This is a genomic window from Ruminococcus sp. AF17-22AC (genome assembly GCF_003460065.1).
Taxonomy (GTDB): Bacteria; Bacillota; Clostridia; order Lachnospirales; family Lachnospiraceae; genus Blautia_A.
Genome location: NZ_QRXT01000017.1, coordinates 1 through 18,387 on the forward strand (window position 1 = coordinate 1; position 18,387 = coordinate 18,387).

Here is an 18,387-nt window from a genome sequence, read left to right on the forward strand (position 1 = left end):
AAAGAAAGCTGCGCCACAGCCTTGGCAGGCCATCGCGCAGCGATTTTGTTCAACTTGAAGTTGTAGGTTTCTTTGCTATTATATCTTTAAAATTCGTTTTGCTTTCGCATTAACAAATTGGATAATCGGGCCTGAAATGATAACTGTAATGATTGTGCATATGCCAAACTTCCCGCCAAGCAAAACACCTATTATCACAACCAGAATATCTAATGCTATTCGAACAATTTTAACTTGCCAGTTGTTCTTTTCTGCCAAGGCAAAAGTAACTGCTTCATAAGAGCCACGACCAAGTGAGGCAGACGCATATAGTCCGGTCCCGACAGCAAACAAAATAACACCCAGCAACATGATAAAGAAGTTGAACCATCGATATGTACTGTAGACATGGCAGGTGGCAAATACATCTACACAGGTGCTGTATACAATTTGATATAGCACCGTCCCAATATGGATTTGACTTTTATCGTAAATTAATGCAAACAAAATCATCCCCACTGCTACAACAAAAGATGCCATACCGATGCTCAAGTGAAACGTTTCAGCGATACCCTGCCATAGCACTGCGAGCGTGGCGCCACCAAATCCTGCATACAGTGCAAGTGTAATGCCATAGGCTGCAACAATGGAACCTATCACAATAATTATCAATTTCTTTAATAAGTCCCGCAATAGCAAGGATTCCCTTTTGTGCTTATCAAACATCATAATTCCTCTATTCTACAAATTCCGATTTTAATGTCTCTATTATACCATAATGATACTATTATAAAAAAGGAAAAAGAGCTCCTTCGAGCTCTTTTGATTCAGTTCTGTAAACTTGAATTTGACTTGCCTATTTTCTTAAAATCTCATGTGGAGCTTCTATTTCATTTGCCAAGGTATGCTCTGTTAATTCTGACATCAATTTCAATTTTTTATTAATCAATGGTCGCATACAATTAGGAACATGTTCCTGATGCGCTCTGTGGATTGCTACACATTCCTTACAGTTTCCGTGATAACGACAGGCTTTCAGGCAAGGACAGTGATCTTTGTCTTTATACTCCTTACGAAATTCCGCTGCAAATTCTTCTTGCAGTCTCAGTCCCTCGACACGGTTTCCCTTATGAAATTCTACCATTGCATCCAGTTCTTTCTGGTTCCCTTCAATCTTCATGTTATTATAGCGCCTCCATTTCAACTATTCTTCATTTTCTGATAAATTCCGATTTCTATTTTCGTTTCCATAGCATAGTGTACTCTTTTTCACCAGTAGCTTCATCCAAGCCTTCATATTGAATAATGAACCCTTCTCTTTGGTAAAAAGAAATTGCTCTGGCATTCTTCTGGTATACATTTAATCGTAAGCTAACTTTTTTATCCTTAACATAATCTAATAAAAGCTTACCTATGCCACATGACTGCATTTCATCGGAGACAAAAATACCTTCTATATATTTATCATTTAGTCCTACAAATCCTTGTATCATTTTATCTGCTTCAAACACATAAACTTCGTATTGTGACATCATTTCTTTTACTAATTCATAATTACTTTTCCAGTATTGATTGGAAATAAAATAATGGGCTTTCAGATTTGTCTTTAACCATATGTCAGCAATTCTATCGATATCTCCGTTCAGCAACTTTCTAATCATAACAAATATTCTCCACAACTACATCCTTTATGCTTTTCTCTTTTTTCCATTCTATCACAAGCTCACCATTAATCATCAATTTTTTGATATTTTTTCTTTTTCCCCACTGTAAAACAGCCTCTGAGCGTTTCGTTATATAGAGGGATACAAATAAGAGCAAGATCCACCCAGGTATTACCGTATCGCCATTTTATGGCTACGGCATACCTCCGGGTAAGTCTCTTGATGGGGATTCCGATTCCCCATACCCTCGTACAGACATCAAAGATATCTGTTGGCTCTCTATCAAAGATAGTCGCAGCACTTTATATAACCGGAAGGGACAGCCGGTTAAAAAGTGTAATCGCACATCCAAGATGTCTTATCAAAAAAGAAGGAGGACTATGGCACCAAAGAAGAAAGAAAAGAATCTCAAGAGGAGTAACATCATCACATTAAAATTAACGGATATTGAATTGGCAGTATTAAATGAAGCCGCTGACGTTACAGGACTTTCTCGTTCTGAATATGTGAGAAAACTACTACTTGAAAAGCAAATCAATCATCAGATTGAAGTGGTTGCAGACATGAATGATCTCAGAAAACTGGTCAGTGAATATGGAAAAATTGGATCGAATCTCAATCAGATTGCCAAGCATTTTAACAGCGGTGGCAGTCAGTCACGTGCTATAGAAAATGAAATCCATCAGTGCATCACGGACTTATTCCTATTGAGAAAAGAGGTACTGAAACTGGCAGGTGGTATGAATGGCAATCGTAAAACACATTAAAAGCAGAAATGCAAATTACTCAGCTGCTATCAATTACCTTCTGTTTGAACATGATGAAAAAACCGGGAAAAAGATTGTAGACGAATCCGGACGAAGCATCATGCGAAAAGAGTTTTATATGGATGGGCTGAACTGTGATCCGATGTCTTTTGACAAGGAATGTGAACTGACAAATGCTCATTTTCACAAAAATAAGAAACGTGCAGATATCAAAAGTCACCACTACATTATCAGCTACGATCCAGCCGATGTTACAGAAAATGGACTTACCGGACCAATAGCACAAGCAATCAGTTTGGAACTTGCAAAGCAGATGTTTCCTGGATATCAGGCACTGGTGGTTACTCATACTGACGGTCACAATGAGTCCGGAAATATCCATACCCACATCGTCATAAACAGTGTGAGGAAGACTGCAGTGGAAAGGCAGCCGTATATGGATAAGCCACATGAGGAAGCTGCCGGTTACAAGCATCGTTCCACCGATAAATTCATGAACGCATTCAAGAAAACAGTCATGGAACGGTGTCAACAAGAAGGATTTCACCAGATAGATCTTCTTGTTCCAGCTGAAAGAAAAACTACTCAAAAAGAATATATAGCACAGAAACATGGTCAGCAAAAACTGGATGAAATCAATCAGAAAATTATCGAAGATGGTCTCAAACCAACATCCACTGTATTCCTTACGCAGAAAGAATATTTGCGAAATGCGATTGATGAATGTGCTTCCACATCCAATAGTTTTGATGAATTCCAATCCAAACTTCTGGAACAATTTCAAATCTCTGTAATTGAGCATCGTGGCAGATACAGCTATCTTCATCCTGATCGACAGAAGCGGATTACTGAACGTTCACTGGGAACACGATATGGAAAAGAACACCTGAAACAGACCTTCTTACGCAAGGATCCATTGGCCATTCTCTACGTCAGATCTCACCTGCGCCTGGTTGTAAATCTCCAGACAAATGTGAAAGCAATGCAGAGCCCGGCTTATGCTCATCGGGTAAAACTTTCTAACCTGCAGCAAATGGCAAATACCATTATCTACGTGCAGGAACATGGATTTGATACGCAGTCAGATTTGAAAAATACACTGGTTGCATCAAAGCAGGAATTGAAAGAAATGCAGACACAGTTTGCTCAGCATCGTTCCGATCTAAGGATCCTCAACGATCAGATTCGTTATACCGGTCAGTACTATGCAAACAAGGAAGTTTATTCCCAGTTTTCAAAAGCAAAGTACAAAGGAAAGTACCGAAAAGAACATGCGAAGGAAATTCAGAAATATGAAGAAGCCAGAAATTGGCTGAAATCCTTTTATCAGGATGGAAATATGACAAGCCTAAAAACCTTGACTTTGCAAAAAGAAAAACTGCAACAGCAGATAGCTTCCGAAGAAGAAGCAATAAGCAGCTTGAAAGAAAAATTAAAAGATCTGGATACTGCCGATCAGAATGTTGATGCCATTCTTCAGATGCAGATACCAGAACCAGTAAGATCAAAAAACAAAGATCTCGAACGATAACTATCACAAAACAAAGGAGGAACTATCACATGACACAAGAAGAATTTAATATTGTATTTGAACTTCAGATGAGAAAGTGTGCCGATATTCTGGCACATAAAAAGAAAGAATATACCGGTGACAATATTGACCGCCTCAGTGCATTCAAGATTGCTGCCGCCTTACAAAACTGCGATCCAAAAGCAGCACTGGCCGGTATGATGTCGAAACATGTCGTATCCCTTTACGATATGTGTTATTCCACTCTGTTACATTTTGACATGGAACAGTGGGATGAAAAAATCACAGACTGCATCAATTATCTGATCCTTTTAAAAGCTCTGGTAAAGGAGGAACAGGCCTATGGATCACATTGAAACAGCTATCTTAAACTGCTATGGAATCCGGGAAGCAGAACAGAATATGGTCTTTGCTGCCAGACTCACACAACACGGTCATACGATCCAGAACATGGCAGATCTGATGGATCTTTACCGTCAATCCTACAGTCAGAAGACTGTAGAAAACATTGCAGGGCTTCCGCATCCAACCGTGCAGAAATTCATGGTCATTACCGTAGCTGTTGTTGGTGCAAGCAGACGCTTCCTGGCACAGATCACAAGACATCAGAATGAAGTAAAGTACATGAGTGCATCTCTGCAGTACAGCAATTATTCCGGTCATGCTGCATTTGCTATTCCATATGGAATCATGAAAGCAGATAAAGAAATCCAGGATATTTACAAGAAAAGCTGTCAGTCAGATCTGGATCATTATGCAGAGCTTTGTGCCTTAGGCATTGATCATGATTCAGCCGGATATGCCACACCTCAGGGACTTCGAAACGTACTGATCATCAGCGCGACACCTTACCAGTGGAAGCATATGATTGGTCAGAGAACCTGCAGAAGGAATACGGATGAAACCAGGATTGTGATGCTCTATATCTGGCAAAGATTGTACAAATTAAGCCCGATTCTTTTTGCACCAGATCTGACCGGTCCATTCTGTCAGAGAGGAAGCTGCATGGAAAAACAGATGTCCTGTCAGAATCCCATTTCAAAACTTTGGATGCCTGCAGATATCTTAAAAACAGATTATCCATTGCTGATCCGGAAGGAGATGAGCAGCCATAAAGATTAAACTGATTGACTTTGGTCTGAAAGCAGATCATCATCCATTCCGGCCACATGAAAATGATGCCGGTGCTGATGTATTCATGCCTTATGATTGCGTATTAAAACCAGGCGAGGTTGCAAGAATTCCGCTTGGATTCGGTCTCATCATCCCAGATGGATTTGCCGGATATGTCTTTCCACGAAGCAGCATGGCAGCAAAAGGACTGGTATGTGAACTTCCACCGATTGACTCCGGTTATCGTGGTGAAATCCATGCCATTATAAGCAACGTGAGCACATCTTCTCAGACCATTCATAAAGACACACGCGTCGGTCAGCTGGTGATTACACCGGTCGTGATCGCAGATTTTGTCCTGGACCTTGGTGAAGAACGAGGAACTGGGGCATTCGGAAGCACAGGAGAATAATACTATGATTACATTTGGAAGAAAATTAAAACACTTAAGACAAAAAAATCATCTCACCCAAAAAGAACTTGGCATGGCTGTTGGATTTCCCGACAGCTGTGCTGATGTCCGGATTGCTCAGTATGAGAGTGATGTCCGAACACCGAAAGAGGATCTTATGAAGCTCTTCGCATCAACACTCGGTGTTCCGGTTGAACTCTTTACCGTACCGGTACTCTCAGAACCCAGGGAGTATGAGGCGGCGGAGTATTGGAGGTATGAGTTAGGGGCGGAACTAGATTAAGTGTCGTATACTGTAATGAGGCAACGGATTATCCGCTGCCTCTCTTTTATCATTTTAGGGGTAATAATTGAAAATAACCTGTATTGAGCAATCCTCTTTTTCTGCGCTTTATCTACATATCTATATATTTCACTTTATTTCTGTTCCATCGATAAGAAGCACATATTTATCCGGATTATGAACAAGATCATAATCTTTTCCATATTCAATCGGTCTAAATTCTATTTGCATAATGGATTCGCCATTTTCGATATCTTCTTTCCAAGAATATACGGTCATATCAAGGCTGGTTGCATATCCATGATCTGTAGAAAATTTTATTGAATGAAATGAATTCTCTTTGTACATTTTTAAAAGCAGTCTTGCAAATGCTTCTTTATCAGAAATATTTTTTCTGTTAGCAACTACTGTAAAATTTTCATCTCTATTCATAGAAAAACTGCCAACTACATCTGGCTCACCTTCTTTATACTTTAATAAGCTTTTTCCAATTATCATTCCAACAATAATCGAAAAAACGATAGCAACAAATACAAGTGTTATATTATTTTTCTTCATTTTATTAAGTTCCTTAGAATTATATAGTTGAATTAAATCTGTATTTCAAATAAAACGCCTACAAAGTGGGCGTTTTATTATCTTAATACTATTTAATTTTTTTCATTTCTTCAACAAACTGTTCTTGTGTAATTCTCGCATTTAATACATTTTTTCCTAAAAACAATTCATCTTTATCACATGTAGCAAAACATGATTTTACCCAATTAACTTTTTTATTTAATTTTAAATAATGTATGAAACCAGATAAGGAGAAAACGTAAATTGTGTTAATGATAGCAGACATGAGTATGGAGTGAATATCTTATTTGGAGGAAAAACAAATGGTACAATCAATCTTTGAGGAAATGGGCGGCAGATACGAACGGCAAGGCGAATACATTTTACCCTGCCTTACCATACCACCCGAAAAGGAACAGTCGATAGACTTATTCGGACGGCGGCACTTGGACTATCTGCGGGAGTACCGCAAAATTACATACACCAATCTTCTCACAAGCGGCAGGCTCAATGCTTACCTTGCCGACATTGACAGACAGGCACAGGAACACTTTGAACGGCTCATAGAGGGCATGAAGCAAGCACAGGGCATAACGGAATGCCTAAAGGAAGAAAACGCCTTAGAATGGACTGGAAGAACGAATAACATAAGGGCTTGTGCGAGGGAGATTGTGGAAAAGGAAATTATTTTTGCATAAACAGATGATTAGTGGCAGGGGGAAATCCTGCCGCTTTTTCTGCTTTAGTTTGTCAGCTTGACAAATAAAGGGTTAAGGAATATAATTAGATTCAGTATTATACAAGGAGTTAATAAATATGCGGCAAGGTATTCTTAAATAAACTGTCAATTTGATAGTGGGAACAAAAAGTAGCAGTCCCGTTTCACTTTTAATATGGGGCTTAGTTTTTTGTACCCAGTTTAAGAATACTTTTATCATGTAATTTTATATGCCCGAAAACATATAAGTGTTTTGGGGCTATTGGAGTTATTTACCCAGTGATAGGAGTATTTATCACTGGGTATTTTTATGCCCTTTTTTGGGTGTTGATAGGAGGAAAATCACATGAAAATAATTAACTTAGGCATTCTGGCTCACGTTGACGCAGGAAAGACAACATTAACGGAGAGTTTATTGTATACCAGTGGTGCAATTGCAGAACCAGGGAGCGTAGATAAAGGCACAACAAGGACAGATACAATGAATTTGGAGCGTCAAAGGGGAATCACTATCCAGACAGCAGTGACATCTTTTCAGTGGGAGGATGTAAAAGTCAACATTATAGATACGCCAGGCCATATGGATTTTTTGGCGGAAGTATACCGTTCTTTATCCGTATTAGACGGAGCAGTATTATTAGTTTCTGCAAAGGATGGCATACAGGCACAGACCCGTATACTGTTTCATGCACTACAGACAATGAAGATTCCGACAATTTTTTTCATCAATAAAATTGACCAAGAGGGGATTGATTTGCCAATGGTATATCAAGAAATGAAAGCAAAGCTTTCTTCGGAAATTATAGTGAAGCAAAAGGTTGGGCAGCATCCTCATATAAATGTAACGGACAATGACGATATGGAACAGTGGGATGCGGTAATTATGGGAAACGATGAACTATTAGAGAAATATATGTCAGGGAAACCGTTTAAAATGTCAGAACTGGAACAGGAAGAAAACAGGAGATTCCAAAACGGAACGTTATTTCCCGTTTATCACGGAAGCGCTAAAAACAATCTGGGGATTCGGCAGCTTATAGAAGTGATTGCCAGTAAGTTTTATTCATCAACGCCTGAAGGTCAATCTGAACTATGCGGGCAGGTTTTTAAGATTGAATATTCAGAGAAAAGGCGGCGTTTTGTTTATGTGCGTATATATAGCGGAACATTGCATTTGAGGGATGTTATTAAAATATCTGAAAAAGAGAAAATAAAAATCACAGAGATGTGTGTTCCGACAAACGGTGAATTATGTTCATCCGATACAGCCTGCTCTGGTGATATTGTAATTTTACCAAATGATGTTTTGCAGCTAAACAGTATTTTGGGGAACGAAATGCTGTTGCCGCAGAGAACATTTATTGAAAATCCTCTCCCTATGCTCCAAACAACGATTGCAGCAAAGAAATCTGAACAGCGGGAAATATTGCTTGGGGCACTTACAGAAATTTCAGATGGCGACCCTCTTTTAAAATATTATGTGGATACTACAACGCATGAGATTATACTTTCTTTTTTGGGGAAAGTGCAGATGGAAGTCATTTGTGCCATCCTTGAGGAAAAATATCATGTGGAGGCAGAAATAAAAGAGCCTACTGTTATATATATGGAAAGACCGCTTAGAAAAGCAGAATATACCATCCACATAGAAGTCCCGCCAAATCCTTTCTGGGCTTCTGTCGGGTTGTCCATAGAGCCGCTCCCTATTGGAAGTGGAGTGCAGTATGAAAGCAGAGTTTCACTTGGATATTTAAACCAATCGTTCCAAAATGCGGTTATGGAGGGGGTTCTTTATGGCTGCGAGCAGGGGCTGTATGGATGGAAAGTGACAGACTGTAAAATCTGTTTTGAATATGGATTGTATTATAGTCCTGTAAGTACCCCCGCAGACTTTCGGCTGCTTTCCCCTATCGTATTGGAGCAGGCTTTAAAAAAAGCAGGGACAGAACTATTAGAGCCATATCTCCACTTTGAAATTTATGCACCGCAGGAATATCTCTCACGGGCGTATCATGATGCTCCAAGGTATTGTGCAGATATTGTAAGTACTCAGATAAAGAATGACGAGGTCATTCTGAAAGGAGAAATCCCTGCTAGATGTATTCAAGAATACAGGAACGATTTAACTTATTTCACAAATGGGCAGGGAGTCTGCTTGACAGAGTTAAAAGGATACCAGCCAGCTACTGGTAAACTTATTTGCCAACCCCGCCGCCCGAATAGCCGTATAGATAAGGTTCGGCATATGTTCCACAAGTTAGCCTAACAGCTTGCATAAGTCGTATAAAATGAGATTTGAAAGGATTAGAAGCTAATTATGATGAAATGCGAATGGATATTATGTCCTGTTTGTGGGAGCAAAACCCGTAATAAAATTAGGAAGGACACTGTTTTGAAGAATTATCCCCTTTATTGTCCAAAATGCAGACAAGAAAGATTGATTAAAGTTGACAACTTGAAGATAACTGTCATCAAAGAGCCAGACGCTTAAGACGCAGAGCCGATGAAATTGTGGAACAATTCACGAATCATCGGCTCTTTTTGTTTCGTATTTGAAAGAACAAACTCACCAAATAAAAAAAACGATATTCGGGTGGGTTATTTTGTTATACCCTAAATTACCCTCTGAATTTGTTTTTAAATTTGGAGGGTTTTTATGTTCCTTTTTTCGGGCGGTTGCCCATCTGCTTATATAAAGCAAAGTTTATTTATACATAGCACATCAGGGAATGGCGGGAAGCCAGTTAAAAAAATCCCTGCCAGTGCAACGGTACTTCCCACCATGAAGGTAGAAGTACAATCTCCATACAACAGAATTAGTATTTCCCATAACCGTAAAGGTCACAAAGCCTTTGCGGTTTTTCTTTTGTCGTTTTTGGTTGGAAAGTGCCGCAGGACTATTATTGGTGTTAAGTGTCGTTCGCCGCCTTTCAATCTGGATTTTTATGTTTTCAAAGATTCAGATTGATTGGAGGAAAAAAGAATGGCATATAACAACGGACGTGAGGACAGGAAGTGGCGTATCTGGAAAGAAGCCGAGGAAAAAGTGTTGCGGGAACATGGAGTTGATGAAGCTACCATCGAACAAATCCGTATTGACGACAGGGCAGACTTTAATTCCAACAGGTGGTTTTACCATTGGACAAGCGATTTCGGGGAATACCTTGAGGGAATGGCAGACAGGGAACAGTCAGCCGAAGTAAAGACCGTTGAAGATTTACTGGATGAAATCGAAGATGAAAATCTGTATCAGGCATTACTTACGGTGGACAGGCGTACACTGCAAATCGTTCTGCTGAAAATGAAAGGGTATTCCACAAAAGAGATTGCCCCGCTTGTGCATTTAACGACGGGTGCTATCTATGCACGGTTAGACCATCTTAGAAAAAAGTTGCGGAAGATTTTATAGTCATCTAATACAGCATGCTTTCTTATGGGCTATTGGGTGGGGGATAAAATTCTCCCACCCAATTTTAGAATAAGTGAATAAAATCCCTGTCCATAGAGAATACTAAAAAGTTTGTGCAAAATCTTGACAGCCATATTGCCGCTATGGTATTCTGAAATACCAATGGGGAAATTGGAAGATTGAAAATTAAATAAGCACATAGATATAAGATTGAAATGTCAGCCAATCGGCAAGGCTGACATGGGTTTTGAATTTCAAAGCCGCTACATAGCATTGCGAATCAGAGCGGGAGGGAATCCTCTTGTCGTTCGTGATGCAGTGTGGCGGCTTTTTCATTTATCCAAAAGTCAAAGGCAATAAAATCCAGAACGGAGGTGGAAAGGACATAGGATTTCCTTTTCGGAGGGTAAAGGCAGGCATTAAGAAAGCCGTTACACAGAAAAATGCTCTGCGGAGTTGTCCACAGAGATAGCGAGCATCGGATTGTGTCAGCCACAATCCAATCCACACCCTAAAGGCGTGTGGACTAACTTAGGGGACAACCCCTAGCTACCCCGATAAAAGGAAAAATAAAACTGGAGGATTAAGAAAAATGAGTAGAGAAAAATCAGAAAAAGTATGCATTACTTTTAGATTGAGCGAAGAAGAACATGAAAAATTAAAGCAGTATTCATCCGCCTGCGGTCTGTCCACCGCAGAATTTATGCGTCAGTTATGCAGGGGAAACGCACCGCAGCCACAGCCAGAGAAAGAATTTTGGGAACTATTAGGCACGCTTTACGAAGTACACGTAGCCTTTAAAAAGTGTATCCCCTACGCCCCTTCCGCTGATGAAATATGCAGGGAGATTGAGGATTTTATCTTGGAACTGCAACGGAATTATACCCTCCCACAGCAGTTTGACATGGAAAAATTGACGGAACAGGGGGCAGTCTGATATGGCGGCAACGAGCCTCTGGCACATCGAAGGACGGTTGAAAGACTTAATTTCTTATGTGGAAAACCCAGAAAAGACCGTGCCGAATAAGGAGATGCAGGACTTCTTTGACGTGTTCTCCTATGTGAAGAATCCACAGAAAACGGACAATGGAGAGTTTGTTTCCGCCATCAACTGTTTAAAAGAAACAGCGTTACAGCAGATGATTCTAACGAAAAAGCAGTACCAGAAGACAGGCGGGTATATCGCTTGGCACGGCTACCAGAGCTTCAAGCCAGACGAAGTAACGCCCGAACAATGCCACGAAATCGGCTTAAAACTTGCGAGGGAAATGTGGGGCGACAAGTACCAGATAATCGTTGTCACCCACCTTGACAGGGGGCATCTCCACAATCACTTCTGCTTCAACTCTGTTTCCTATCTGGATGGGAGCAAATATAATTACTCAAAATCGGAGCAGAAACGGCTAAGGGAAACGTCAGACCGCTTGTGCAGAGAGTACGGATTATCGGTGATTGAGAACCCGAAGAAAGCACCGTCAAGACCGCTGTATCTGGATGAAAAGAGCGGCAAGCCGACACGCTACAACGTCTATCTGGAAGATTTAGCGGAGGCAATCAGCGGCAGTCGGGATATTCCGCACATGATGAAGTATCTAATCGACAAAGGCTACGAGGTTGATTTTTCGGGCGGGCATTGGAAAATGAAGCTGCCGCAGTATAAGCATTTCACAAGATTAGATACGCTTGATGAACGCTTAACGCCCGATTTTATCCGTTCACATTTAGGCACAAGGGCAAGATATGGGAACTACAAAGCAAAGATTTCCTACTCTCCCCATATGCCCGAAGAATATAAAAAGGCTTGGAAACCGCACCAGAAAACAAGGGGAATCTTAGCGTTGTATTACTATTGGTGCTATCAGTTGGGGATATTTCCCAAAGGCACGGACTACAAGCCGACAAGCCCGCTTATGAAAGAGGAGCTTCGGAAACTGGATGAGATTACCACACAGGTACGCTATATGTCGGAGCATAACATCTCCACCCTCTCCGATTTGCACGCCGACAGGGAGAAGAACCAGACGGAAATGGACAGGCTTACCAACTATCGGCGGCATTTGCAGAATAAGATACGGCGTGCTTCACCCGCCGAGAAAGAAACGCTCCGAGAAGAAAAAAACGGGGTGACGGAACGGATAACGGAGCTGCGAAAGCGGCTGAAATATGCGGACGGGATTGAAAAACGCTCTGCCCACATTGATGACTGCTTGAACCAAATCCACGATACGGTTGAAAATCAAAGGTCAAACCAGAATGGCAGGACAGACCGCAAGAGGGAGGACGCATTGCGATGAGCAGACTGACAGAACAGGAACTTACGGAAATTTTAGACGAAAATAAGGGTATCTCAATGGTAAACCCGAATAGGGTGTACCCGCCCCTGCCGCCTGCTGAAAACATTATGCCCCTTATGCGTATCCCTGAACAGGCAACGCTCTGCGAGAAAATCGGCGGCACGGAATATACAGTGACCGCACATTTCCGAGAGGACGGGAGGGACTTGCTTGGGCTTCTCAGCAGGATATTCATGCGGGACACAGCAGATTACAGTTTTGATTCCGAGGGTTATGATGAGGATTAAGAAATATCGGAAAGATTATCGCTTTAAAGCGTTGAAGTTTGACCGCAGGCGTGGTATACTGTATCTACACTTCATACTATCGTGTCTGCTGTCGGAAAGGAGAAAGCATTGCAAAGACAGCAGGAAGAAATCACCGCCTTGTACTGTCGTCTGAGTCAGGACGATGGACGTGAAGGCGAGAGCAACAGTATCGTAAATCAAAAAGAATATCTATTCAAGTACGCTAAGGAACACGGGTTTCCAAATCCCACCTACTATGTGGACGATGGCTATACGGGTACGAATTTTGCTGAGGTTAGATAGCGATACTTTTTACATCTACCATGTTGCGGCGGTCATGGTTGACAACTTGCGTCGGCTCCTGCTCGGTATCAACCTGTCCGACAAAGCTGTAATGGATTTCGATTTTCCGGGTGTTGGTTTCCCGGTCTAATTCATGTATCAAAATACGGTCGATAAACTCATGGACGTTTTCATAGGTCAATTCCTGTATGTCGCTGTATTTCCCGACAATCTGAATAAACCTTGATATATCCCTTTTTCGCTCGGTAACGGTTGCGATCTGCTGTTGTAACTCGTCTATCCTTGCGGCAAGGGATTTCTTTTCGTCCTCATAGCCGGAAGTTAGAAACACAAACCGTTCATCTGTCAGTCTGCCTAATGCGTTGTCCTCATACAGCTTGCGGAAAAGCGTGTCAAGTTCGGTCATACGCGCCTGTGCTTTGAAAAGTTCCTTTTGCTGCTGCGCTAATGCCTTTCTCGCTTCCATGTCGCCGTACTCGGTAGCTTTACAGATAAAGTCCTGTTCGTGTTCCTTAACATACCGCAAAACCCGCCGCATATCTTCCAGCACTAAATCAAGAAGTACGTTTTTGCGGATATAATGAGAGGTACACTCGCTGCCTGTCCTTGCCCTGTTGCGCCATGCGCCGCAAGAATAGGAAAACTTGCGCGGCTCGATATTTACGCCCTGTTGGTAATACATCTTATGTCTGCAACCAGCGCAAAACAGCAAGCCGGAAAAAATATCAATCTCCGCTGCTTTTGTCGGGCGGTGGCGGGTAGCAATCCGCTTTTGCGCAAGTTCAAAGGTTTCCTCGTCAACAAGCGGCTCATGGGTGTTTGGGAAGAAATAGCGTTGTTCTTCTTCGTTCTTCCGGGTCTTTTTCGACTTGTAGGATACCTTGTGAGTTTTCGCGGTTATGGTATGCCCTAAATATTCCTGCCTTGCTAATATGTCATAGAGCGTTTTGTCCGGCCAAGTATAGGGGGCGATCATTGCCCGCTGATACCGCGCCTGTCCTGTACGCTGATAGCGCAACGCTCCAATCGTCAAGACTTTGTTTTCCGCAAGCCATTTTTGGATTTCGCACATACGCACACCGCTAACAAACATAGCGAAAACCTGTTTGACAATCGGCGCGGTTTCCGGGTCGGGTATAAGGTGGTGGCGGTTGTTCGGGTCTGGGATATAGCCGTATGGATATTCCCCGTTGACGCGCTCGCCTTTTTGCGCCTGTGCCTGTTTAACTGCGCGGATTTTCTTGCTTGTGTCGCGGGCGTAAAACTCGTTAAACCAGTTCCGCAAGGGGGTAAACTCGTTATCCTCCCGCGCTGTGTCAACTCCGTCGTTGATCGCGATATAGCGTACTCCGTTTTCGGGAAATACAATCTCTATGAGTTCGCCCGTTTTCAGATAGTTTCTGCCAAGACGGGAAAGGTCTTTGGTAATGACCGTCGCCACTCGTCCGGCTTCCACTTCCTGCAACATCGCTTGCAGCCCCTCGCGCTCAAAACTCACGCCGGAAAATCCGTCGTCCACAAAAAACTTTGTGTTCAAAAAATGGTGTTCGTCCGCATAGCGTTGAAGTATCATTTTTTGGTGCTGTATGCTTCCGCTTTCTCCGGCTTGCATATCCTCTTGACTTAAACGGCAGTAAAGGGCGGTGATTTTATTCGACTGTAACATTAGTCCTCCTTTCCGACAGCCGAATAAACAGGTATAATGTGTTGCTATCATTATACCATATCCCGCCGCCTAATGCACTACTCGGACGCTAAAAATCCCGGATTTCCGGGCTTTTTCTGCAAATCCTTTACAATGAGTTTCTCAATCTTTTTATGGATTGTATCGGTTGCCTTTTCACTCGGCAACGCTTGAACAAGATAGGTGATTTTCCCTATTTTGCGTTCGGTTGTAATTGTCTGTTTTTTATCCATTAGAAAAACCTCCTTTTCCTGTATGGATAAACTATATTCGTCAAAAGGCAAAAACGGGCGGTTGTTAGCTGCAACCTCACGGGAGTTTCACCCCGGCCCATGCTTATGGGTGCGCCGCGCAATACTTTGAGGGTGTTCAACGCGGGAGTATCATTGTGCCGCCTTGTATGTCGTCGCCCACAAGCTGCTAAACCTGTTTTACGGCGCGGTAGTTCTCGCTCGGCTTTTCCCCTACGGGGAAAAGCTGTCATGGCGTACCCGCCGACTGGCTCGGTACAGACGGAATGTACCCGTTTGCCTGTTATGCTGCGCACCAAAGGCCGCTTTCTTTGTCAAAGAACAATAGGCTTTGTCGGCCTGCAAAAGCACATCAACAGCGGATATGCTTTTGCGGAACGACAAATAGCCCATAACGGGAAGCGTGGAAAGGGGACACGCTCCCCGCATGGGCTAAAAGATTATCCTACATGAAAAGCAAGGGTGCGGGTAATAAGGCGCACTTGCAGCCTGTTACGCATTTCCTCGTCCACATAGGAATAGGTATTGCCCGCGTCGTCTTTCAGCGTGCGGGTACAAAGTTTCGCTATGTAACCCTCGTAGTGCTTCAAGATCGCGCACATGGCGGTTGTGTCGCCGTTTGCCGCTGCGGAAATGACAGGGAACGGCAACAGATTTTCAGACTTCCTAACGGTATTCATCATCTGCTTTTCCCTCCAAATACTGTTTGATTTTCGCAAGCGCGGATTTCCTGTGCCGGAAAACCGTCGTGCGTACAACATTCAGCAGTTCGCCAATTTCCGCGTCGCTCATATCCAAGAAGTAGGACAAAAGGATAATGTCGCGTTTCCTTTCGGGCAAAGCGTTAAGGGCTTCGGCAAGCAGTTCATTTTTGACGAGTACATCAAAGCCGGACACTTGAAAACGGAAATAATCGCTTTCGTATTCGTCCGTTGTGAAAAGCTGCGCGAGTTCGCTTTCGCTCAAATCCGAAAAAGTAACTTCGCGTGCTGCGCGTTTCGCAAGAGTGCGGCGGTGGCTTTTCGCTTCGCCGACCAAAGTTTTCTTTGCTAATGCGTCGTACTGATGTTGTATTCTTTCCTTGTCGGAAGAAGATAGCTCCATAGAGTTCACCTCCTTCCCGCGTGGAGTAGAGGACGGGAGTTAAGGGCTTGTCCTCTCTGCCCCTTTCGCTCCGTACCCGTTCGGGAGATGGCTCTTGAGTGCGCTTTTCAGAAAAAAGTTGAAAAAAGCAAAATGCGCCCGTCCGCAAGACGCGGACGGGCGCAAAGGAAATGTAAGCAGTAGCTAAATGTATTGACAGTTCACATTCATAGCCGGAATATCCCGCTTGCGGAGCATAGCTTTTTTTGACCGCAAAGCATTAGGCGGGTTACAGTAAATAAAAATGGACACGGCGATACCTCCCCGATACCGCCGTATCCTTAAAAAAGGGCGACTTTAATACACTACCCGCAATCCATTCTATAATAGGGAACAGCGGCTTTTGCGCAATATTAAATAAAAAAGCCGATAACACATAGGTTTTTTGACCTAATGCGTTATCGGCTCTGCGTCTATGCGTCTGGCACTTTTAATCATTTTTTTTTGAATTTATTATATGTGTTAGCTAACTGTCCACAAGCCGCGTTAATCTCTCTGCCATGAGAAACTCTCATAGTAACTTCAAGTCCTGCTTGCTCTAATTGATGTTTGAATGCAACTATTTCCCGTTTCTGTGGTGCTTTAATTCTTGAATTGCTTGTTGGGTTGTATTGTAACACGTTAATCATAACTTTTTTGCCCCGAAACCATTTTGCAAGTTGTCTTACATCTGAGGGCCGGTCATTTATACCCGGTAAAAGCAAATACGCAAAGACAATTTTGCGATTATGCCTTTCAGAATAGGATAAGGCTTGCTTAACAACATCTTCAATAGCATATATGCGCATGTGAGGAATAATACGATTTCTTGCAGATTGTGTTGCTGCGTGTAAAGATATTGTCAACTGAATTTTAAGATGTTCCTCGCGCAATTTTTTTAATTGATCGACCGGACCAACTGTTGATATGGTAATGCCGTCGGTTGGAAAGTTGAGCCCATATCTATCTCGGAGAATATGGATTGCTTTTATCAAGTTGTCATAATTGAATAAAGGCTCTCCCATACCCATAAAAACGATACGGTTTACTTTTCGACGCAACAATATAATCTGTTGTACGATTTCTGACGATGTTAGATTACGAACAAAGCCATTTCGCCCGGACTCACAAAAAATACAACCAACAGGACAACCGACTTGTGTGCTCACGCAAACAGTTCCACCATCTCGCCGCTTGATAAAAACCGTTTCAATGTATTTGTTGTCTTTCAGTTCGTAAACATACTTTTCAGTATCACTGCTTTTGCAAATATTTTTTACCAACATTGATAGATTTTTTTTGCGTGGTAATTGCTTATATAATTCTTCATATAAGGCTTTTGCTTCATTCTCGCCAATAACTTCCGACATTTCTTTGTAAGTAAATCCGTATGGATCATTCCGTACTTCCGCAGGCGTATATTTAGGTAAACGTTTCATTTTTATATCCTTTCTTCTAAATAATAAAAGTTTGTTTTTCTGTATTTTTGATTACAATCTCTAATTTTTCTACATCAATGATATGCGTCAATTTGCATTTAGGGCAGAAAAGAGGAAAATCTTTTAATACAGTATTATGAAATACTTGAACTCTCGTCTTTCCGTTACAAATCGGACATTTTATCCAATATTTTTTAAGCATTATATTTCACTCGTCCTTTTTACACAAAAAAATGCAGGTCAATCCTCAACATGAGCATTGACCTGCATTTATAATGCACAGAGCAGTACAACAAAACTAAGGCATAGCTTGCACTATGTCTATACTATATCTATACGTCGTTAGTTTTTTGTATAGCATCCGCAAAATAAGCATGACAAAAAAGCCCATGTTGAAAATGGGAAAATCCTTTTTTTCAATGCTTATCTAATACGCATGCTATGCAACATAAACGCCGCCTCCTTTTACATAAATTTTATTTTATCAGAAAATCAGTCTACTGTCAATACACAACAGGAAGTATTTAACCTAATGATATGAATTGTGTGGACATATCCAAAAAGAAAGGTGAA

22 protein-coding genes and 2 pseudogenes are annotated in these 18,387 nt (G+C 41.8%); 14 read left to right on the forward strand and 10 right to left on the reverse strand.

All coding sequences use genetic code 11. The features are described 5' to 3' along the window. Positions 1–78: 78 nt before the first annotated feature. The 3 genes from DWW86_RS16060 to DWW86_RS16070 form a co-directional block, all read right to left on the reverse strand. Entirely contained in the window at positions 79–708 is a 630-nt protein-coding gene (locus DWW86_RS16060) for a YczE/YyaS/YitT family protein (RefSeq protein ID WP_005608570.1), read from the reverse strand. A 127-nt stretch (positions 709–835) separates the two neighbouring features. Then, on the reverse strand, positions 836–1,159 hold the full coding sequence (locus tag DWW86_RS16065) for a hypothetical protein (RefSeq protein ID WP_004613237.1): 324 nt from the start codon (positions 1,157–1,159) through the stop codon (positions 836–838). Between the two features lie 55 nt (positions 1,160–1,214). Further along, positions 1,215–1,640 carry a GNAT family N-acetyltransferase gene (locus tag DWW86_RS16070; protein ID WP_055163316.1) on the reverse strand — a complete coding sequence of 142 codons (426 nt, stop codon included), beginning with the start codon at positions 1,638–1,640 and terminating at the stop codon, positions 1,215–1,217. Between the two features lie 383 nt (positions 1,641–2,023). On the opposite strand from DWW86_RS16070, the gene DWW86_RS16080 reads away from it, so the two are divergent. The 6 genes from DWW86_RS16080 to DWW86_RS16105 are packed head-to-tail and all read left to right on the forward strand — an operon-like array spanning position 2,024 to position 5,749. Further along, positions 2,024–2,410, forward strand: a complete 387-nt coding sequence (locus DWW86_RS16080) for a plasmid mobilization protein (protein WP_005349819.1) — start codon at positions 2,024–2,026, stop codon at positions 2,408–2,410. Continuing rightward, positions 2,388–3,941 carry a relaxase/mobilization nuclease domain-containing protein gene (locus DWW86_RS16085; RefSeq protein ID WP_055163314.1) on the forward strand — a complete coding sequence of 518 codons (1,554 nt, stop codon included), beginning with the start codon at positions 2,388–2,390 and terminating at the stop codon, positions 3,939–3,941. The genes DWW86_RS16080 and DWW86_RS16085 overlap by 23 nt, the downstream gene beginning before the upstream one ends. Positions 3,942–3,970: 29 nt before the next feature. After that, on the forward strand, positions 3,971–4,297 hold the full coding sequence (locus DWW86_RS16090) for a hypothetical protein (protein WP_003864545.1): 327 nt from the start codon (positions 3,971–3,973) through the stop codon (positions 4,295–4,297). After that, positions 4,284–5,063 carry an FAD-dependent thymidylate synthase gene (locus DWW86_RS16095; protein WP_033126099.1) on the forward strand — a complete coding sequence of 260 codons (780 nt, stop codon included), beginning with the start codon at positions 4,284–4,286 and terminating at the stop codon, positions 5,061–5,063. The genes DWW86_RS16090 and DWW86_RS16095 overlap by 14 nt, the downstream gene beginning before the upstream one ends. Before the next feature lie 16 nt (positions 5,064–5,079). Beyond that, the gene (locus tag DWW86_RS16100; RefSeq protein ID WP_227083712.1) at positions 5,080–5,466 is read left to right on the forward strand and encodes a dUTP diphosphatase; all 387 of its coding nucleotides are present in this window, start codon (positions 5,080–5,082) and stop codon (positions 5,464–5,466) included. Between the two features lie 4 nt (positions 5,467–5,470). Then, the gene (locus tag DWW86_RS16105; protein WP_003864548.1) at positions 5,471–5,749 is read left to right on the forward strand and encodes a helix-turn-helix domain-containing protein; all 279 of its coding nucleotides are present in this window, start codon (positions 5,471–5,473) and stop codon (positions 5,747–5,749) included. Positions 5,750–5,878: 129 nt separating this feature from the next. Here DWW86_RS16105 and DWW86_RS16110 read toward each other — a convergent pair whose 3' ends face one another. Further along, positions 5,879–6,307 carry a hypothetical protein gene (locus DWW86_RS16110; RefSeq protein WP_033126098.1) on the reverse strand — a complete coding sequence of 143 codons (429 nt, stop codon included), beginning with the start codon at positions 6,305–6,307 and terminating at the stop codon, positions 5,879–5,881. Between the two features lie 323 nt (positions 6,308–6,630). Between DWW86_RS16110 and DWW86_RS16115 the strand changes: the two genes are divergently transcribed. The 8 genes and pseudogenes from DWW86_RS16115 to DWW86_RS17630 form a co-directional block, all read left to right on the forward strand. Continuing rightward, a complete protein-coding gene (locus DWW86_RS16115; RefSeq protein ID WP_015535394.1) occupies positions 6,631–7,005 on the forward strand; it encodes a TnpV protein in 375 nt (124 codons plus the stop codon). 366 nt (positions 7,006–7,371) lie between these two features. Continuing rightward, the gene (gene tet(O) / locus DWW86_RS16120; RefSeq protein ID WP_008399617.1) at positions 7,372–9,291 is read left to right on the forward strand and encodes a tetracycline resistance ribosomal protection protein Tet(O); all 1,920 of its coding nucleotides are present in this window, start codon (positions 7,372–7,374) and stop codon (positions 9,289–9,291) included. A 51-nt stretch (positions 9,292–9,342) separates the two neighbouring features. Further along, positions 9,343–9,532 (forward strand): annotated as a pseudogene (locus DWW86_RS16125) (cysteine-rich KTR domain-containing protein). 476 nt (positions 9,533–10,008) lie between these two features. Continuing rightward, complete coding sequence (locus DWW86_RS16140) at positions 10,009–10,434, forward strand: sigma-70 RNA polymerase sigma factor region 4 domain-containing protein (RefSeq protein WP_117944026.1); 426 nt, start codon at positions 10,009–10,011, stop codon at positions 10,432–10,434. 592 nt (positions 10,435–11,026) lie between these two features. Beyond that, complete coding sequence (locus tag DWW86_RS16145) at positions 11,027–11,371, forward strand: plasmid mobilization protein (protein ID WP_033126096.1); 345 nt, start codon at positions 11,027–11,029, stop codon at positions 11,369–11,371. Position 11,372: 1 nt separating this feature from the next. Beyond that, positions 11,373–12,728 carry a relaxase/mobilization nuclease domain-containing protein gene (locus DWW86_RS16150; protein WP_033126095.1) on the forward strand — a complete coding sequence of 452 codons (1,356 nt, stop codon included), beginning with the start codon at positions 11,373–11,375 and terminating at the stop codon, positions 12,726–12,728. Continuing rightward, positions 12,725–13,015 (forward strand): hypothetical protein, encoded by a 291-nt coding sequence (locus DWW86_RS16155; protein ID WP_033126094.1) that lies wholly within the window; start codon positions 12,725–12,727, stop codon positions 13,013–13,015. The genes DWW86_RS16150 and DWW86_RS16155 overlap by 4 nt, the downstream gene beginning before the upstream one ends. Positions 13,016–13,096: 81 nt before the next feature. Beyond that, positions 13,097–13,303: pseudogene (locus DWW86_RS17630) on the forward strand (recombinase family protein); the annotation flags it as partial. A 7-nt stretch (positions 13,304–13,310) separates the two neighbouring features. On the opposite strand, the gene DWW86_RS16165 reads toward DWW86_RS17630, so the two are convergent. The 6 genes from DWW86_RS16165 to DWW86_RS16195 all read right to left on the reverse strand — a co-directional run bounded on the left by DWW86_RS16165 (position 13,311) and on the right by DWW86_RS16195 (position 18,016). Next, the gene (locus tag DWW86_RS16165) at positions 13,311–14,984 is read right to left on the reverse strand and encodes a recombinase family protein (RefSeq protein WP_002604471.1); all 1,674 of its coding nucleotides are present in this window, start codon (positions 14,982–14,984) and stop codon (positions 13,311–13,313) included. Positions 14,985–15,061: 77 nt separating this feature from the next. Further along, positions 15,062–15,235, reverse strand: a complete 174-nt coding sequence (locus DWW86_RS16170) for a transposon-encoded TnpW family protein (RefSeq protein WP_002604472.1) — start codon at positions 15,233–15,235, stop codon at positions 15,062–15,064. Positions 15,236–15,693: 458 nt separating this feature from the next. After that, positions 15,694–15,936: a helix-turn-helix domain-containing protein gene (locus DWW86_RS16180; protein WP_002604473.1), complete on the reverse strand. Its 243-nt coding sequence runs from the start codon at positions 15,934–15,936 to the stop codon at positions 15,694–15,696. Continuing rightward, positions 15,920–16,357, reverse strand: a complete 438-nt coding sequence (locus DWW86_RS16185) for a sigma-70 family RNA polymerase sigma factor (protein ID WP_002604474.1) — start codon at positions 16,355–16,357, stop codon at positions 15,920–15,922. Before DWW86_RS16185 ends, DWW86_RS16180 begins: the two co-directional genes overlap by 17 nt. Positions 16,358–16,830: 473 nt before the next feature. Next, on the reverse strand, positions 16,831–17,814 hold the full coding sequence (gene rlmN, locus DWW86_RS16190; RefSeq protein WP_002584956.1) for a 23S rRNA (adenine(2503)-C(2))-methyltransferase RlmN: 984 nt from the start codon (positions 17,812–17,814) through the stop codon (positions 16,831–16,833). Between the two features lie 16 nt (positions 17,815–17,830). Beyond that, the gene (locus DWW86_RS16195) at positions 17,831–18,016 is read right to left on the reverse strand and encodes a cysteine-rich KTR domain-containing protein (RefSeq protein WP_003431289.1); all 186 of its coding nucleotides are present in this window, start codon (positions 18,014–18,016) and stop codon (positions 17,831–17,833) included. Positions 18,017–18,387: the final 371 nt, after the last annotated feature.

Bases quoted from the DNA above. Each gene is read 5' to 3' on its own strand.
- DWW86_RS16065 (WP_004613237.1), bottom strand. From the start codon at position 1,159: ATGAAGATTGAAGGGAACCAGAAAGAACTGGATGCAATGGTAGAATTT.
- DWW86_RS16195 (WP_003431289.1), bottom strand. From the start codon at position 18,016: ATGCTTAAAAAATATTGGATAAAATGTCCGATTTGTAACGGAAAGACG.
- DWW86_RS16140 (WP_117944026.1), top strand. From the start codon at position 10,009: ATGGCATATAACAACGGACGTGAGGACAGGAAGTGGCGTATCTGGAAA.
- DWW86_RS16080 (WP_005349819.1), top strand. From the start codon at position 2,024: ATGGCACCAAAGAAGAAAGAAAAGAATCTCAAGAGGAGTAACATCATC.
- DWW86_RS16155 (WP_033126094.1), top strand. From the start codon at position 12,725: ATGAGCAGACTGACAGAACAGGAACTTACGGAAATTTTAGACGAAAAT.
- DWW86_RS16105 (WP_003864548.1), top strand. From the start codon at position 5,471: ATGATTACATTTGGAAGAAAATTAAAACACTTAAGACAAAAAAATCAT.
- DWW86_RS16150 (WP_033126095.1), top strand. From the start codon at position 11,373: ATGGCGGCAACGAGCCTCTGGCACATCGAAGGACGGTTGAAAGACTTA.
- DWW86_RS16060 (WP_005608570.1), bottom strand. From the start codon at position 708: ATGATGTTTGATAAGCACAAAAGGGAATCCTTGCTATTGCGGGACTTA.
- DWW86_RS16110 (WP_033126098.1), bottom strand. From the start codon at position 6,307: ATGAAGAAAAATAATATAACACTTGTATTTGTTGCTATCGTTTTTTCG.
- rlmN (WP_002584956.1), bottom strand. From the start codon at position 17,814: ATGAAACGTTTACCTAAATATACGCCTGCGGAAGTACGGAATGATCCA.
- DWW86_RS16145 (WP_033126096.1), top strand. From the start codon at position 11,027: ATGAGTAGAGAAAAATCAGAAAAAGTATGCATTACTTTTAGATTGAGC.
- DWW86_RS16185 (WP_002604474.1), bottom strand. From the start codon at position 16,357: ATGGAGCTATCTTCTTCCGACAAGGAAAGAATACAACATCAGTACGAC.
- DWW86_RS16170 (WP_002604472.1), bottom strand. From the start codon at position 15,235: ATGGATAAAAAACAGACAATTACAACCGAACGCAAAATAGGGAAAATC.
- DWW86_RS16070 (WP_055163316.1), bottom strand. From the start codon at position 1,640: ATGATTAGAAAGTTGCTGAACGGAGATATCGATAGAATTGCTGACATA.
- DWW86_RS16165 (WP_002604471.1), bottom strand. From the start codon at position 14,984: ATGTTACAGTCGAATAAAATCACCGCCCTTTACTGCCGTTTAAGTCAA.
- DWW86_RS16085 (WP_055163314.1), top strand. From the start codon at position 2,388: ATGGCAATCGTAAAACACATTAAAAGCAGAAATGCAAATTACTCAGCT.
- DWW86_RS16180 (WP_002604473.1), bottom strand. From the start codon at position 15,936: ATGATGAATACCGTTAGGAAGTCTGAAAATCTGTTGCCGTTCCCTGTC.
- DWW86_RS16115 (WP_015535394.1), top strand. From the start codon at position 6,631: ATGGTACAATCAATCTTTGAGGAAATGGGCGGCAGATACGAACGGCAA.
- DWW86_RS16095 (WP_033126099.1), top strand. From the start codon at position 4,284: ATGGATCACATTGAAACAGCTATCTTAAACTGCTATGGAATCCGGGAA.
- DWW86_RS16090 (WP_003864545.1), top strand. From the start codon at position 3,971: ATGACACAAGAAGAATTTAATATTGTATTTGAACTTCAGATGAGAAAG.